At 36.0% G+C, this 16,042-nt stretch carries 20 protein-coding genes and 4 pseudogenes; 16 read left to right on the forward strand and 8 right to left on the reverse strand.

Annotated elements, in window-relative coordinates:
• The first annotated feature begins 35 nt into the window (after positions 1–35).
• From B5771_RS08655 to B5771_RS08665, 4 genes and pseudogenes are all read left to right on the forward strand, one after another.
• Entirely contained in the window at positions 36–401 is a 366-nt protein-coding gene (locus B5771_RS08655) for a VOC family protein (RefSeq protein WP_088187166.1), read from the forward strand.
• Positions 402–725: 324 nt separating this feature from the next.
• Complete coding sequence (locus B5771_RS24790; RefSeq protein ID WP_242966792.1) at positions 726–824, forward strand: DUF6431 domain-containing protein; 99 nt, start codon at positions 726–728, stop codon at positions 822–824.
• A gap of 40 nt (positions 825–864) precedes the next feature.
• On the forward strand, positions 865–1,074 hold the full coding sequence (locus B5771_RS08660) for a hypothetical protein (RefSeq protein ID WP_242966793.1): 210 nt from the start codon (positions 865–867) through the stop codon (positions 1,072–1,074).
• A gap of 240 nt (positions 1,075–1,314) precedes the next feature.
• A pseudogene (locus B5771_RS08665) lies at positions 1,315–1,464 on the forward strand (YjbQ family protein); the annotation flags it as partial.
• A 5-nt stretch (positions 1,465–1,469) separates the two neighbouring features.
• Here B5771_RS08665 and B5771_RS08670 read toward each other — a convergent pair.
• The gene (locus B5771_RS08670; RefSeq protein ID WP_088187167.1) at positions 1,470–2,192 is read right to left on the reverse strand and encodes a DUF3784 domain-containing protein; all 723 of its coding nucleotides are present in this window, start codon (positions 2,190–2,192) and stop codon (positions 1,470–1,472) included.
• 204 nt (positions 2,193–2,396) lie between these two features.
• Between B5771_RS08670 and B5771_RS08675 the strand changes: the two are divergent.
• Positions 2,397–2,695, forward strand: a pseudogene (locus B5771_RS08675) (TfoX/Sxy family protein).
• 298 nt (positions 2,696–2,993) lie between these two features.
• Here the strand turns inward: B5771_RS08675 and B5771_RS08680 are convergent.
• Positions 2,994–3,485 carry a hypothetical protein gene (locus tag B5771_RS08680; RefSeq protein WP_088187168.1) on the reverse strand — a complete coding sequence of 164 codons (492 nt, stop codon included), beginning with the start codon at positions 3,483–3,485 and terminating at the stop codon, positions 2,994–2,996.
• 200 nt (positions 3,486–3,685) lie between these two features.
• Between B5771_RS08680 and B5771_RS24265 the strand changes: the two genes are divergently transcribed.
• Together B5771_RS24265 and B5771_RS08685 are read left to right on the forward strand one after the other, a co-directional pair.
• Entirely contained in the window at positions 3,686–3,847 is a 162-nt protein-coding gene (locus B5771_RS24265; RefSeq protein ID WP_172408207.1) for a hypothetical protein, read from the forward strand.
• A complete protein-coding gene (locus tag B5771_RS08685; RefSeq protein WP_242966794.1) occupies positions 3,838–4,104 on the forward strand; it encodes a hypothetical protein in 267 nt (88 codons plus the stop codon). Before B5771_RS24265 ends, B5771_RS08685 begins: the two co-directional genes overlap by 10 nt.
• Positions 4,105–4,200: 96 nt before the next feature.
• On the opposite strand, the gene B5771_RS08690 is transcribed toward B5771_RS08685, so the two are convergent.
• Together B5771_RS08690 and B5771_RS25070 are read right to left on the reverse strand one after the other, a co-directional pair.
• Positions 4,201–4,677 (reverse strand): hypothetical protein, encoded by a 477-nt coding sequence (locus B5771_RS08690; RefSeq protein WP_088187169.1) that lies wholly within the window; start codon positions 4,675–4,677, stop codon positions 4,201–4,203.
• Between the two features lie 314 nt (positions 4,678–4,991).
• Positions 4,992–5,123 (reverse strand): hypothetical protein, encoded by a 132-nt coding sequence (locus B5771_RS25070; protein WP_282433333.1) that lies wholly within the window; start codon positions 5,121–5,123, stop codon positions 4,992–4,994.
• 311 nt (positions 5,124–5,434) lie between these two features.
• Between B5771_RS25070 and B5771_RS24270 the strand changes: the two genes are divergently transcribed.
• The 8 genes and pseudogenes from B5771_RS24270 to B5771_RS08720 all read left to right on the forward strand — a co-directional run.
• The gene (locus B5771_RS24270) at positions 5,435–5,587 is read left to right on the forward strand and encodes an SHOCT domain-containing protein (protein ID WP_172408209.1); all 153 of its coding nucleotides are present in this window, start codon (positions 5,435–5,437) and stop codon (positions 5,585–5,587) included.
• A gap of 947 nt (positions 5,588–6,534) precedes the next feature.
• Positions 6,535–7,779, forward strand: coding sequence for a PAS domain-containing sensor histidine kinase (locus B5771_RS08695; RefSeq protein ID WP_088187170.1), 1,245 nt, complete (start codon positions 6,535–6,537; stop codon positions 7,777–7,779).
• Between the two features lie 180 nt (positions 7,780–7,959).
• Positions 7,960–8,445 (forward strand): hypothetical protein, encoded by a 486-nt coding sequence (locus B5771_RS24795; protein WP_088187171.1) that lies wholly within the window; start codon positions 7,960–7,962, stop codon positions 8,443–8,445.
• Positions 8,433–8,804, forward strand: coding sequence for a hypothetical protein (locus B5771_RS24800; protein ID WP_242966795.1), 372 nt, complete (start codon positions 8,433–8,435; stop codon positions 8,802–8,804). Before B5771_RS24795 ends, B5771_RS24800 begins: the two co-directional genes overlap by 13 nt.
• Before the next feature lie 210 nt (positions 8,805–9,014).
• Entirely contained in the window at positions 9,015–9,107 is a 93-nt protein-coding gene (locus tag B5771_RS23835) for a hypothetical protein (RefSeq protein WP_242966796.1), read from the forward strand.
• 442 nt (positions 9,108–9,549) lie between these two features.
• A pseudogene (locus B5771_RS08710) lies at positions 9,550–9,645 on the forward strand (DUF2200 family protein); the annotation flags it as partial.
• Between the two features lie 51 nt (positions 9,646–9,696).
• A complete protein-coding gene (gene arr, locus B5771_RS08715) occupies positions 9,697–10,446 on the forward strand; it encodes an NAD(+)--rifampin ADP-ribosyltransferase (protein WP_088187172.1) in 750 nt (249 codons plus the stop codon).
• A gap of 563 nt (positions 10,447–11,009) precedes the next feature.
• Positions 11,010–11,345, forward strand: a pseudogene (locus B5771_RS08720) (VOC family protein); the annotation flags it as partial.
• A gap of 583 nt (positions 11,346–11,928) precedes the next feature.
• On the opposite strand, the gene B5771_RS08725 reads toward B5771_RS08720, so the two are convergent.
• From B5771_RS08725 to B5771_RS08740, 4 genes are read right to left on the reverse strand one after another with little or no spacing between them, the layout of a single operon-like run.
• Positions 11,929–13,005 carry a HAMP domain-containing sensor histidine kinase gene (locus B5771_RS08725; protein WP_088187173.1) on the reverse strand — a complete coding sequence of 359 codons (1,077 nt, stop codon included), beginning with the start codon at positions 13,003–13,005 and terminating at the stop codon, positions 11,929–11,931.
• Positions 12,998–13,702: a response regulator transcription factor gene (locus B5771_RS08730; protein ID WP_088187174.1), complete on the reverse strand. Its 705-nt coding sequence runs from the start codon at positions 13,700–13,702 to the stop codon at positions 12,998–13,000. The genes B5771_RS08725 and B5771_RS08730 overlap by 8 nt, the downstream gene beginning before the upstream one ends.
• A gap of 10 nt (positions 13,703–13,712) precedes the next feature.
• Positions 13,713–14,315, reverse strand: a complete 603-nt coding sequence (locus tag B5771_RS08735) for a DedA family protein (RefSeq protein ID WP_088187175.1) — start codon at positions 14,313–14,315, stop codon at positions 13,713–13,715.
• A 12-nt stretch (positions 14,316–14,327) separates the two neighbouring features.
• Complete coding sequence (locus B5771_RS08740) at positions 14,328–14,909, reverse strand: methyltransferase (RefSeq protein ID WP_088187176.1); 582 nt, start codon at positions 14,907–14,909, stop codon at positions 14,328–14,330.
• 724 nt (positions 14,910–15,633) lie between these two features.
• On the opposite strand from B5771_RS08740, the gene B5771_RS08745 reads away from it, so the two are divergent.
• Positions 15,634–15,906: a hypothetical protein gene (locus B5771_RS08745; RefSeq protein WP_088187177.1), complete on the forward strand. Its 273-nt coding sequence runs from the start codon at positions 15,634–15,636 to the stop codon at positions 15,904–15,906.
• Positions 15,907–16,042: the final 136 nt, after the last annotated feature.

Consider the following 16,042-nt stretch of genomic DNA (forward strand, 5'->3'; position numbering starts at 1 on the left):
TGAATTAAATGAGATAAGCGGTAAGGAGTGGAATTATGAAATTTTGCTGGTGCACAATTGCGGTTCAGAATATGGAAGAATCGTTAAAGTTTTATCAAGAAATTGTAGAGCTTTCGATTAGCAGACGATTTACTGTGGAGCCAGGAGTCGAGATTTCTTTTTTAGGTGACGGAGAAACAAAAGTTGAACTTATTTGCGGTCCAAGCTATAAAGTAAAGAATGATAATATTGAGGGTATTTCTTTAGGTTTTGAAGTTAAAGCAGTTGATGAAAAGATTAAATTTATAAAAGAAAAAGGACTGGAAGTAGACAGTGGACCTTTTCAACCTAATCCCCATATTAAATTTTTCTATGTTAAGGACCCCAATGGCGTCAGTATACAGTTTGTGGAAAACATGTAACTTTAGCTATAGTGTTTTCGCTAGCATAAAATGACTGAAAGCTGACGGTATTGCCTGTCCATAAGTTGACGGATATAATGACCATATCTATAGAAAGGAAAAGGATGCCTTTGTTAACGTAAGCCTGCGCCAACAGGTTTACCAAAGGCATCCCCCCAAAAATAGCATGGTTATTGTATCAAATTATGAGCTAATTGAAAACCCTCAAACTGGAGTTTTTTGTTAGGTGTACAGAATCTGTTCCTTGTCCTTGCTGTGGAGAACAATTGAGCGTGATCGGAAGTCGGATGCGGAAAGTAAAGAACAGTAACGCTCATCCGTAGAATGCGTTGTGTAAACTGTCGGCGAATCCATCATGAGTTACCAGATTGCCTGGTACCCTACAAACGCTATGAATCGACCTGTATCGAAAGCGTTGGATGAAGGTGAGCTGAACGTAGCGAGAAGGCTACTTTCAAGCATCATGAAGAGTTATAAAAAATTAATAGATGTTGTTGTTTATGATGCTCTCGCCTGTAATTCCGTTTGGATTAACCATTGTAGAAATCTCGGTATCGATACCATTGTCAGGGCTAAAAACAATAATAATAAGAGTTTGCGTTCAGCAAGAAAGACGACAAATCAGTCGAAGGCAGTTGGTGTTTGGGATTTACAACTCAACGAGAAATGGTAAGGCTTTTATTAAAAGGACTATATCTGCTGAAGTTTAAAGACGAACTGGTTTTTAGTAGCTTATAGAGATATGGCAATTAAATAAGAGGTTAATTCGGGGTAGGGGAGATATATTGCTCAAAATCCATATTAAGTAATTGAAGGATATAAAATACATTCCGATTGAATTTATTAATATGATCTGCGAGAATCATCACAGAAGCTAAATTCCTCCAAAAGACCGCCACATCGAAGGTACTTCGCTGCCCATCTGAAAGCCAGCACTGTAGGGCCATCTCAAACTGTCATTATACATAACGGTAAATTGCTCCTGGGCCGCTGGAAGGGGATTTACTTTTGTGATTTTGATGGGCCGAGGGAGCGGAGTTGTTATGTGAAAATACATACGTAATGACATCATTGTTTTATCTTGGTTTCTAATCGGTTAAATAGGGACTGTGTATCGGTTTTTGTCTGATCGTTAATGATAATTAGTCCGGTTGTGGTACTCAAATAAATAAATGGTGGATGCGCTGTATTAATGTAAACCGTTAAATCACCATTTTTTGAAGTAAAATTTCCTTTAAGAATTGTCCCTAAATTAATACCAACAACTTTTTTCAGACCTTGAGGAAGATTGTTTTTTAACTGTAGTCTCTTAATGTCCGAAATATTTATTGTTTCACCATATTCAGTAGAAATTGAAAAAGTGCTATCATTTATGTAATAAACGGGTGGCCTACTATAAAAGTAAAGTGGGATTGAAACTAATAATACTAAAAAAACCGTGAAACATATGCCGATTATTATCTGAAAAGGAGACACTATCTTTTTTTCTTCAAAAATAGTTTTCTGACATTTTTTTCTAACATAAACGGTTGTTACAGCTATTGCAATTCCAACAAAAAACAAAAAAGTAATGATCGAATACAAACTGTTAAAGTATGCCATTAAAATATAGGCTATTGTTATTAACAATAACATAACTCCCGCTGCTCTACTCAATTTTTCCTTGTCGTATTTTTCCTTTTCTTCCTTACTGGCTGTGTTATATCCGGAAATAAGCATACTCCCCTTACCAGAAAGTAAGATAATTGATAATATAAAAAACAACCCACCTGGAAATATTACAATAAGCATAATTAATAGCTCCTTCCATGAGTGGTTTCCTAGACGAAATCATTAAAGTGCAAGGCTTTTAGTCACTTTTCATAATTTGAATTCGACATAAATGACAGCAATACCTTGTTTAATCTACACTTTTGATTATTCAGCAAGCCCTTCGTAACATCTTCCCGTTATCATTTAATACCAAATTATTAGCTCTTAGTAACGGTCAAAAAGATGTTTGGCGGAGCAAGTATTTACCATAACGGTTTGATTTTCGGATTACTTGCCGATGACATCCTGTATTTAAAGTGGATGACTCTAATAAGTCAGATTATATAATGGCAGGAATGCAACCATTTAAACCATTTAATGATAAGCCCATGGTAATGCCATATTACGAGGTTCCTGTTGATATTTTGGAAAACAGAGAACAATTAGCGGAATGGGCTATGAAAGCTTTATTTGTTTCTGGAAATAATCAGCCTAAGAAACGCAAAAGGAGAAGGGGGACTACGGGTCTGATTGATGTCTAAAATATGTCAGTCTAATCTGGCGGGCAATCAGATATTATGTATACTTTTTAAGATCATAAGATAGTAAAAGTCGCCCCACAGCAAGGGCGGCTTAATAATTATTAATTACATTGGTTTAATTTATTTTTTCGTAATATACTAACGGTACTCGTCTTATTCAAGAAGGCCATCAACAACACTTAAATGTTCCAAATCAAATGGTTTATCTAAAACGTACAATAAAGGAAAGATTCATGTGCCCAGTGTTTCTTCATATGAACTAGTAAGTTATTTCTCCGATTTGAGATGCGAATGTTTACTATCGATTGTAGCGCCCTTGATAACCTGGAAAACTGCTTAATTCACCATTTGTAAGAAGTCTAAACCCCATCTTAATCCAGAATGTACGAGCCTCAACAAGAGAACCGAGAATGATATATTTAAACCTAAAATCGTTTGCAAAATCTTTTAGCCAATTAATACAATAAGTTCCGATCCCTCTTCGTCTAAGGCGCAAAGGCAATGTTAATCGATCAACGTAAATTCCTTGTTCTGAATTACAGAAATGAAAGTAAAATTGAGTAAATTCTTCCTGCGTTAGATCTTCTAAATTTACCTCGTTAGAGTTATAATTTATTACTTGAAGTTGAAGTTCATGGTTTATGCTTAAGAAGTCTATTAAAATTTCTACTCTGATCCGGAAGCTCTCATAAGGAAAAATCCAGTTGGCCTCTCTTGGCACAGGTGTTTGTGGTTCATGAACAAATATTCCAGTATCATTTAATTTATTAGGATAGCATGATAAAATCACTCCCTTTCACATGAATAAAACTTTCTGTTTGGTATAGCATATGTAATCTAAAATAGAACTATTAACCCTCATCAATTTTTTGTCGATGAGGGTTGATATAATTTTATGTAAGAAATGATTGATCTAAGAAAAGAACAACAGATATAATAAGAACACGGGTTCTGTTAAAAACCAAATATATGTACTAGGAGGCGATAAGAATGAGAGATGTCTGTGTTGAGTGTAATAGGAAATCCAATTGTATGGAACCCTGTGAAGAATGGTTAATTGCCCATGATCTATGCCCAGTGTGCCGGAACAAACTGCTACATATCGGAGGATGCAGCGAATGTATTACGGGTGATTGGGCGAAGTGTGGCTAGAGATGAAAGTCGTTATGGCTCCTATCGAAATGATCGTATGGTTTGATATCCCCGGTACACCGCGTCCGATTCGCTTTCGACATGATGGCAATGTGGTTAAGGTTGAGATGATTATAAGAATATCTGAAGAGAAAATTGCCGGAAACCGAATGAGGATTTATGATTGTCAGAGTGAGATCCATGGGCTAATGAAACAATTTCAATTGAAGTATGAGCTAAAGGTAAGTGGTTCTTGTGGAAGATATAAATGGATCTAAGATTTAATGTTCGATAAGTGGGAGTTTAGCGAACCAATTAACCTAATTAGTTTAATTCTAAGAGTTGGGTTGTACTCTGGAACGGAATGTTATTTTTTAAATAGGGTTCCTTATAAGAGAGCTTGTTCTGACGAATACCCAGGTAATAGTTGTCCACCAAAACAAAAAAGTAAGATAAGCAAAGAATGGATAATACCAGGGTTTAAAATCAAATAAGCCTACATTATGAACCAAGTAACCATATCCAACACTGAAAACCGCAAATCCTAAAACATAAGCATATTGAAATAACTTTTGTAACGGTAAAAAACGGAGAAAGATCATAACGGTTAAAATCCAACTGGGAGGAGAAAGTAAATTTTCTCCTAAAACATTAAAAATGCCAGCATTTTTAAAGCATATAATGTGTAGTACATTCTGAAATAAGCCAACTACTACTACATCACCAAATCCTCCAAAAAGCACACCGTAAATAAAGTAGTTTTTTAAATCTTTCTGGGGGATGGTTAGAATTACGATTATGAAAGCTATTAATATGTACGATGGATAAAATAATGTAGACAGATAAAACACAACCTTTGCTCTTTTCTGTTGATAGTTTGATACTAGTAAGATTTTTTATGCATAAACATAAGTTTAACCCCTACGTAAATTACTATTCTTCATTTGAGTTTCCAGAACAAAAGTATGGGTAACTTACCTTCGCTAAAGACCCATTTAACGAAACTCTTATTAAATATTGACTTGCAATACACACCATACAGAGCTATCATGTCCTACAACCCTGGTGTAACCATCGGGCGATGTTATTCTTTATAGTTTAATCATGGGAAATGTTAAGTGATGATGATTAAGAGCTACCCGTCGGATAGCTCTTTTAGTTTCAACTATTCTAGGGATTCATTTTTTGATTCTGCTTGATTTTTGTTTTCTTCCATAGAATACGATAAATAATAGGATAAGGGATCACTTTTAGAAATGTATGATAACATCTTAGAAAAGCTTGTTTTAAAGGTCATAGGATCACCTCCTAATAGTTGTTTTGCGGTTACCGTAATATGGAATATTATACGGTTAAGTCTAATTATTGTGGCGGCCTTTTAATTCAATTTAAATTATATGGCTTATTGACAAAGAGAGTCCTCACAGGAATTTTTGATATTGCACGATACTTTCATAAAGCAAGAGTACTTAACATAACAATCATTAAGATCCTAGCATGTTACTTTAGCCGTTACTTTGATTAAAAGTAGCGGCTTTATTATTGGATATAAGGATTAATTTAGTGCTTATATATAGGAAGAAAAAATTCTTACATTGGAGGTGTGATATGGAAACACTAGTTAAGCCAGCATTATCGGTTGAATATGAACTGGCTCTGCTAATAGTAATGAGTCTTCTGAAAAATGGGTTGATTTCAAAGGCTGAGTTTGCGGCAATTGATGCTGAAAATCGAAAAACTTTTCTTCCGGAACATCCTTGAAATGTCTTGCTAAACGAGGCGAACAGAGCTATCATTACCTACCTTTTAAATTAGATAAAGGTAGGTAATTTATTTTAGGAATGAGGATAAAGTGTGAAAAAGGTTATTACTATTGAGCCGACCAAGATGTTTGATGAAAACGGTGTTAGGAAAAGTAAACTCAAATCCATATTAAGTAATTGAAGGATATAAAATACATTCCAATTGAATTTATCAATATGATTTGCGAGAATCATCACAGAAGCTAAATTCCTCTGGGGTGTGCGCTCTTATCATACAGGCGAAGTCGGGAACTATTAAATGAGAACAAAGGACTAGTTATTGGAAATAAGCATAAGCGAATTAGTGAGTTGGTATAAAAATGAATACTGCTTGTTAAGTGACGGTCGTCCAGTTAACAACGATATAGAACAAACAATCTCCAAGAAAGCAAAAGAAAATTCGCTGGAGATCCTAAAAAACGATGTCTTCACAGAATATGTAGAGGAGCCTGTTAAGGAAACGAGTTCCAAATGGCCCTCTCTGCCATAAAATTGGACAAAGGTTCTTTCTCTGAAGAGTTATATATCTTATTGCATGGATATTTTGAGTTAATTAAAGCGGAGATGTCAGACTTTCAAATGAGCAGAGCTTTCAGGTGGAGCTTGCTATTTTTTTAAGAGGAAAAGTTAGAAGTGATATTAAAATTGATCTTGAGAAAAATATTAACTATTTTGGGTTAAAAAAAGTGAGCTTTAAAAAAAGAAATGGATATCGTACTCTATAATGAATCTCAAACAGAAAAATACTGCGTTGAGCTAAAACTTCCAATGGATGGTCAGCTTTTTGAGAGGAGGGTTTTTTCTAATTAAAATTCTAGAAAATTACACCTTGATGAAGGGTTATGATGATAAATGTAGAAATAGTCCTAAATTAAGAATATTTCTTTTGAATAGCGGGGAAATGTTATGATCGAAAAGAAAATGTTTACTCACCTATTCATAGTTTTCGGATTAGTGCTTGGAATCATTTCCTTTTTATTTGATCGTTGGCAAGACACCAATAACTATTCATTTTTATATTCATGGACTATCATCATTTTGTCCTATATGCTATTTGGGGGCGTTATTGGGCATCTCCTAAAAAGAACATTTAATGAACAGAAAAGACAACAAGAGTTAGGAATCGAAGAAAAAAATCGTTTACATGCCCTACTTAATAGTCTTCCGGGTCTAATGATTGTTCTAGATGAAGAGTTTAAAATTCGATTTGCAAATCGAAATTATATTATGAAATATGGAGAGTGCGAAGGAAAATACTGTTATGAGGTAGGTAATAAAAAAAGTCCTTGTAATGATTGTTTAGTAAAAAAGTCATTTACATGTGAACTACCCTTTAGCAGAGAGGAAGTATTTCTTAATAATAGGTTTTATGATGTTACGTTCCAGCCATTTCGCGATATTGATGGTTCAATGCTTGTGATAAGAACTCTATTTGATATCACAGAACGTAAAGAGGCCGAGCAAGAATTATCGCGGTTGCATTCAGAGATGTCGCGCCTTGAGCGTCTGAATATTGTGGGGCAAATGGCAGCGGGTATAGCCCACGAAATCAGGAATCCAATGACAACGGTACGCGGATATCTCCAATTGTTAGGAGAAAAAATGGAGTTTCAATCTCTTAGAACAACGCTTGACCTTATGGTTGAAGAACTTGATCGTGCGAACTCGATTATCACGGAGTTCTTGTCGTTTGTCAGAAATAGTCCCATGGAGAGCCATTACCAAAATATTAACGACATACTCCGAAATTTGTATCCATTACTGGAAGCCGACGCATACAGTCAGGATAAGAAAATCATGTATGAAGCGGGGGAAACACCGGATATTCTCTTAAACTCCAAAGAGATTTCACAATTAATTCTCAATTTATGCCGCAACGGATTGGAGGCAATGCAAGCCGGTGGAACGCTTAAATTAAGCACATACATTGCTGACCAGCAGGTTGTATTTTCTGTTGAAGATGAAGGGTCTGGTATCAGTGGAGAAGCTTCTGAAAAACTGGGAACACCGTTTTTTACGACCAAAGAAAATGGTACTGGATTAGGATTAGTCACTTGTTATAATATTGCTGATCGACATAAAGCGAAAATCGATTTTAAGAGTAGCTCTGGCAAAACAACATTTTTTGTACGCTTTCCTGTTACTGCCTGAGTTTTTACGTTCTGCCATACTTTGATAGATCCACTTATTTCCCAGCACTTTAGCCTCAGCTACTGTTTATCCATTGATATTACTGGCATTATAACTTTTTTTAAAAGTGTACAAAATTCGGAGTTTCTTCTTCTGTCAGACCTCCCTTTCTGTTAAAATCAGTAGAGAAGAGAGGTTGTAATGAGGAAAAACTACTTTGTAAAATTAGTAAGATACATGAAAAATGTTTACCATCTCGAACATGGTTTAAATAAAATGTCTGACGGAAGAGTAAACCCAACTTACAGCACAGGTCAAGTAATCTTACCTGTACTTTTTGGCTTCTTACTAAGGATAAAAAGCTTTAATGAACTAAATTTCATGATAAAGAATCATGAGTTTAGTAAACTGTTTCCCCGAGGAACTAAGCTGCCTCAGATAGATGCCATCAGAGATGCACTTAAAGTCATAGATTTGGAGGGGCTAAAACAAATCAATCAAGACATTATAAAAAAGGTGGTCGAAAATAAGGTCTTTGAAAATGGTACTATTGATGGATATATGGTGGCTGCGGTCGATGGAACAAAATTCTTCGGGGGCAATAAGAAAAGCTGTTCAGAATGCTTGACAAGCACCAAAGCAGAAAAGACTCATTGTTTCCATAGTGGCTCGTTATGTCCACAGTAGGTATGGGTCCTAAATTGGTTATTGATTTTGAGATGTACAAGCCTGGACAAGATGCTGTTTCAAAGGATAAAGGAGAGCTGAACGTAGGGAAGAGACTAATCTCAAGTGTAGTGAAGAGTCATATGAAATTGATTGACGTTGTCGTTTATGATGCTCTTGCCTGTAATTCAGTTTGGATTAACCACTGCAAAAATCTCGGCATCGCTACAATTGTCCGAGCAAAAAACAATAACAATAAAAGTTTGCGGTCAGCGAGAAAGAAAACAAATAAGTCGAAGGTAGTTGATACTTGGGAAGATGAAAAGGGATTCGAGAAAGTAGAAGTTTACGAGTCAACATTTACCATGGGACAATGTTGATCAACCGTTACGTTTTGTAAAATTTGCAATGAAACACCCATAAAACTTTGCTCAAAATTATTAGAGCGCGTTGGGATATAGAGAACTCAATCTTTAACAACCTTAAGAGTGAATATTGCTTAGAGCATTGTTTTGTGCACGGCGGGAATGCCGTAGAAGCAGTGCTTTGCAAATGGTCGTTTAGCACGTAATATATACGATGATTTAGTTATGAATCACGCTAGAAGAGTAATAAACATTGCTAATGTGTCGAGAGACGATTTGTCTGTAATTACAGCTAGCGATTTTGAAGTTTTGAGCTAGGGATATCCAGGTTTGTTATATTCGATAGAAAAATATTATAGATGAGGATTTTGTTAGAAACTATATAGCAAGAACAGCAACACTTTCACGATCGTATACCTTTTGCAGATATAAGTAAAAAATACTCAAAATGAGCCTATCGTTTCACTACGAAGAAGAGTGAATTCCGGCAGAAGACTAGTAAAATAGTGTTGATATGCGTTCGCCTCGAAAGAAAACACAACCGCTAAATATAATGATTTTGGCCCAAAAAATTACGTGTTTCTTTATACTGCGAGAGTAGTGTGAAGAAACATTTTTTTACAGTTTTTGCATCTGAATTATGAAACTCTGTTACTTTGAACCTTAGGAATATGTCGGAAAACGCGAATTGAATTCGGAAATTATTTGGATAATAGATTAGAAGAACAATACTAGGAGCTACAGAAACTTGGGAAATTTGATCGAAGACCCTCTTATGCAGAAAATCAGGTGGCTTGACAAACTGGTGGACGAATTAGCAAAAGGCAAGCCCATGGAGAAGATTTTGAGAAGTTGAATTTCTGGGTTTACTCATAATAACAATCAATGAATTTGGAGGTAAGATTAGATGAATTTAAAATTTGATCCAAATAACGTCGTTATTAGACTCTGTATGAGTGGGATGAAATTGGAAGATAGTGGAGACATTGAAGATGCAATTTCGATGTTTCATAAAGCATGGTACGAAGCAACAGACGACTATGAAAGATTTATTGCAGCGTATCATTTAGCTCGTCAACAAAAAAGTATTACTGATAAATTGAAATGGATGGAAACATCATTACAATGTGCATTTAAAATAAATGATGATAATGTTAAGAGTGCATACTCAACGTTATATTTAAACATTGCCAAATGTTATGAGGAGTTGTGTGATTCTGATAATGCAAAAAGAAATTATGAATTGTCAAATTCATATAAAGGTGCACCTTCTGATGAAGGGCCATTTTATCATGGGACAAAGGTAGATTTGCAGGTTGGTGATTTACTGACAGCGGGTGGAAATTCAAATTACAAATCTGGGCTTAAAATGAACCACATTTATTTCACTGCTAATATCAATGGCGCAGGGCTGGCAGCAGCATTAGCTAATGGAGATGGAAGAGAACACGTTTATATAATAGAACCAACAGGTGAATTTGAAAACGACCCAAATGTTACTGACAAAAAATTCCCGGGTAACTTAACACGTTCTTATCGCTCACAAGAACCTTTAAGAATTATTGGTGAAGAAACAGAGAGGGCGAAACTGACAACTACGGAGCGGCGTGAATGGCGCGAAAAATTAGCTAAAAACAAGGGCGAAATTATTAACTGAACATATTTCATGGGTAAATTAGTTACTATTTCAAGTTTGTCATTTCAAGTTTGTCGGTGGGTTTACATATAAAATAAAGCAAGGCACCCTGTAAAAAAATAGTCCAATGAGTGTGGTTGACTTATTAATACAAAAATATAAGATTAGATGCTCGATATCTCGGGATATGTGAGTTGCCCAATAGTATAAACTAAGGCGTAATGGTAAGATACTACGATCTTAAGGAGGCTTTTTACGCCAGATATTATAATCAATCTACTTGAGGAGTCAGATGCACAGGAACTTTTTACATTTGAAATTAAAAATAGGCCTTTTTTTGAGAGAGTAGGTTGATTTTCAGTTTGTTGGGCGTTTTAATAAATATATCTATAAGAATGGACAATGGTGTGACAGCATGTATTTTGAAAGAATACTTGATTGAATATATGCTGTCAAATACGGTAGAAGTATGATTGGATTAGGATATTGTTGAAATTTGCAGGATAATTGAAAGCTTACTATTATACTATATAACCGATTTCTTGATGATAGATGTCTAGTTAAGAGTTAAGGAGGAGCAAGTTATGCAAAAAATTGTTCCGCATTTATGGTACGACAAGGAAGCCAAAGAAGCGGTTTTGTTTTATGCCAGTTTATTTGACCAATCGAAACTATTGGATGTAACAATTATAGAAAACACCCCATCAGGAGACGCGGAAAGTGTCAGTTTTGAGTTAGCCGGACAGCAATTTAAGGCGATTAGTGCCGGCCCATTCTTTAAATTCAACCCTTCTATTTCCTTGATGGTCGCTTGTCACTCAATAGAAGAGGTGAATACCAAGTGGAGAGCATTATCTGAAGGGGGAACGGAATTAATGCCATTGGGTGAATACCCCTTTAGTAAGCGGTATAGTTGGGTAATTTGATGTAGAAGCTTTGCAAAAAGCTTATGATGGGATTTAAGGTGTAACACTAAGACAACGGTTAGAATACCGGTAGACGTGTATAATCAAAGGAATAACAATCGATAAGGAAAATGCAACTGGCTAATAGTTTCAGTTGCATTTTAGTTTAGTGGAGATATTCATTTTTGATTCAATCGTCTCTTTTCTAACTGATCCTGAAACTGTAGCAGCATGCCACGAATTACATACCGCCTTAGATAGATATCAAGGAATAGGAATAATCAAGAATACTCGACTGCTGAGATTGAAAGATTGCAGGCGCATAGGCAGAGGATGAAGAAATTCAGATATTATTTTTTATATTGGTTCTTTTAAAAAACATTTAGTAAATGGCTTGTTGTGGCACATTAAGGTACTAGGGGCTAACCTTCAAAGGTTTGTCGATTGTTCTTTTGTTTGCTAGTTTGTTGCTTTGTTTTCCTTATATGGTACCAGGTAGAAATAACTAACCCTAATGTGAAAAAGGTAACACTTGCCTCTTTCGTAATTAAGAATTCCAAGTCTTAATCCCCCTCCAAACGTTGGCTAAACTCATCTGTTAACTTAACGGCTGCCAGACATTAAAGCTAAGGGTTTCATTTTGAGTTTCGGCCCAAATAGAGCCGCCATGAAGCTCTACAATACTTTTTGCAATAGCAAGGCCTAAACCTGTACCGCCAGTTTCTTTAGACCTAGATTTTTCAAGTCGATAAAATCGATCAAACAGATGGGCTAAGCTTTCAGAATCAATGGAATTTGCTCTGTTGGTTATGGCCATTTTTACTCCGTTGTTCTCTGCGAAAAGGCTTACAGTGACATTTCCAGGTTTAAGGCTGTATTTGAGTGCATTCCCCAATAAATTTTCTATAACTCTTACATATATTTCAGGGTCGATTTTTACAAAGTATTTATCATTGGGGATAGACGCCTGTAAATTCAGACGTTCTTTGTCAAACAGAGGTCCATAGTCCAGCACGATTTGCCGAACGATATCGTTTAGACATAATCTTTTATAATTTAATTTGATATCCTTTCCTTGAAGCTTGGTATATTCAAACAAGTTTTCGATTAGGTCTTCGAGCATTTCAAGCCGATCGAAAGCAACGTTTATATAAGTTTCGAGTTCTTCTGAAGTCTTATATTGCTTGTCCTTTACCAACTGGAGATACCCTTTGACGGACGTTAACGGAGTTCGTAAATCATGGGAAACTCCAATAATCAGTTCGCTTTTACTATTTTCAATTTCTCTTTCGTGATCAAATTTTGACTTCAGCTCCTGAGACATTAAGTTAATGTTAAGGCAGAGTTCCGAAATTTCATCATCACCTCGGATTTTAATCTTTGAACCGAAGCCTTCGTGGGCAATATCCTTAACCTGTTGAGAGATATATTTTAGGTATTTGATTTTCCTGTTAATAATAAGAAAAAAGGTAAAGGCAAAGATTCCAATACTAATAACAAATACTGACAATGAAATAGCAATAAGAATGTTAACACTCTTATCTTGTATTCTAAAAACATCATTCAACCATGATATAAATTTAAAGATAATTATGGTGGCTCCTAATGAAACAAAAAAACTCAGTATAATTGAAAAAAACAATTGTAGGCTAATTTTAATTCGTAATTTACTCAATTTTATATCCGACTCCCCAAACGTTTTTAATATATCTGGGCTTCCGAGGATTATCCTCAATTTTCTCACGGATATTTCGAATATGAACCATGACGGTATTCTCGGATTCCATCATAGGTTCTTTCCATACACTCTCAAAAATACGTTCACTGCTAAAGACCATTCCCTTATGACGGGCAAGCAGCTCTAAAATTGCAAACTCCTTAGGAGTAAGTTTAACGTCTTTCGTATTAACTATGACTTGATGAGTTGACGTCTTGATTTTTATATTTCCGATATCTATTTCATCATCGTTGGCAGCGTCTGTGGGTTCATTAGAGTGGCTAAAACGGAGGTAACGCCTTAACTGAGACTTCACTCTGGCAACCAGCTCTAGGGGATTAAAAGGTTTTGTCATATAATCATCAGCCCCAACGCTGAGTCCGTGAATTTTATGCATATCCTCAGTCTTTGCAGATAACATGATAATCGGCACTTGGTTTTTTTCGCGGATTTTTAGACACGCTTGAATCCCATCAAGTTTGGGCATCATGACATCCAGTATTATAAGTTGTACATTATTATTTGAAAGGACATCCAGTGCTTCTAAGCCATCTCCGGCTTTTAGGACTTGAAAACCTTCATTCTTTAGGTAGATTTCAATGAGATTGCGTATCTCGGTATCATCATCAATCACTAAAATTACGGGTTGTTCCATGGTAAACCTCCTAAACAGTTGGGCTTGGTTTTGCATAATGATACAAGCGTAAGACTAGGAAAACTACAGCTAATATGCCAAGTGTATACCAGCCATACTTTTCTACTAGAACACTAAGCTGTTCAATATAATTTCCAAATAGCCTTCCCAGGAAGAAATAGATTAAGGTCCATATTAAGCCTGTTGAATAAGAATATAAGGCATATTTAGGATAAGGCATTTTGCCGATTCCTACAAGGTATGGCATCAGATGACGGACTACCGGCAGAAAGTAGCTAATAACCAGAGCATACTTTCCAAATTTATTCAGCATAGCTTGGGTTTTAACAAGATAGCTTCCGGTTGATTGTTTGTTCTTGAGGATCCGATCAAGAATTTTTACACCAATACGATTTCCTAGGAAATATCCTAAAGATAAACCAGATACAACCCCCATATAGGTAAGAATAAACGCTGGGATCGGGTGAAGTAACCCGAGTGTAGTAACCAATCCGCCCGTCATCACAATAGCTTCATCAGGAATGGGCATTCCAACAATCCCCAACCATAATGCAAAGAATAAGGCTAAATAGCCATAATGTCCAATTAAACTAAGTAATATATTATTATTCATTTCATTTCCTCCTTACTTTCGACAGACATAGACGAAGGCAGGGGGGATATTAAGTGGTACAAAGGAGATCTCAACCTGTGAGAAATTATTTATTAGCATTGTTTTCATCTGCAGCGAATATTGGAACGTGACAAAGATTCCGTTTGGTTTTAAAGAGTCTATAACAGCATCAACAATGCGTTTTCGAACAGAAGTTTCAAATAATGCAAAGGGCAATCCTGAAACAACGACATCAAGTGAACCTATTTCAGCCGCTTGGAGCTGTTCGGATAATCCTAGTGCATCTTCGAAATACATCATTTCAGGGTAACAAGTCTTCAGTTTGCTCCGCATTTCATGGTCTTTTTCAAACACAGCAGCTTTACAATCCGGATGCTTAAATGCCTGAATATATTTTGTGATCACACCTGTACCTGCACCCAACTCGGCAATAGCCCTTATACTTCTCCAATCGAGGGGTTCGAGCATTTTCGCGGCAAGAAACTTTGAACTAGGTGTAACACTCCCTATTTGGAATGGGGATTCTATAAACTTCCTTAGGAAAAATAACTTGTTCGCTGAATTTAAGGAGAGATTGGAATTTTTAATAGACATGTATACACTTCCCTTCGTCGAAATCTATCATACTTGATAAAAATAAAGACTTAGGGAGGAAAAAACTAAAGACTTTCTGAAGTTTTTTACGTGACATTATGCAGAAAAATAAAACCTTAACGTGACTAGCAAAGGGCATTTAAACTGAACTACAGGTTGAATGCCCTTTTTGATAAGGTGTTACTTGAAATGAATTCTCCCTTGTTTAATATTTAAGTATAATGTACTTCTCAGCAGGAATGCCGGAATAAAAAAGTAAGGATTTATTAGACATTACAACATTTCTTTTGCTCTAGGATTTTTTTAGTTTGTTGTATGGGAATGAGTAATAATAGTTAAAAGTAACTGCTAGGAGTCTAATCGCTAAACTAATAAGTATGTAGTTAGATAAAAGTGATATGAGTTTGGAGGGGCTTTTAATGTGTTTGCTAAAACGACAAATCCCACAGTCCGGGGACGTTGAGACCGCGATAAATTAGAAAACAGTAAACGCTAGATTGTTCCATATTATATTATGGAATTTATGGCGTTTGCTGTATTTTGCGCAAGACTAGAAGGAATTCCTGGAAAAATGTTGAATGGTTGGAGAGAATTATTTATCCAAAGGCGCTCACCGAACTGGGAAGCTAGGGGGATGTGGTGCGTGAAAGTAACAAAAGAAGGACAGCATCGAAGGTTGGTTGGCGGGAAGAGATACTTTAGAAACTAGATATGGAGAGACAAAATGAATCAAGAACACACATCAGTAGGAGAAATGTGGAGGGATTATTTTAAGTCCATTGGCGAAGCTGATGAGAATTCTAAATGTACTTCTTGGCATTTTTGCGATAATGAAAAAGATGCTAATGATTTAGCGGAATTAGTTAAACAGGGAATTAAAAGAGCAACTACAGGATTATATTATTTTTATGAGTTAGAGAGAGAGCCACTACCTAAAGTTGGAGATATGAGTACCCCAAATCCCCATAAAACCCCAGCCTCTCGTCAACCTAGCTGAACTCCTTCAATCCCGCAGGATGGGATGAACGTAGCTATTTGATAACCGAACCGGTGAGATGGAGGGATGCTGTTGGATGGGATATGTAAAGTAAAGCGACCTTCAAGTGCTGAGGTCGCTTTTTTGGTTTTTTAGC

Source organism: Desulfosporosinus sp. FKA, assembly GCF_002196785.1.
In the GTDB taxonomy this organism is placed as follows: Bacteria; Bacillota; Desulfitobacteriia; order Desulfitobacteriales; family Desulfitobacteriaceae; genus Desulfosporosinus; species Desulfosporosinus acididurans.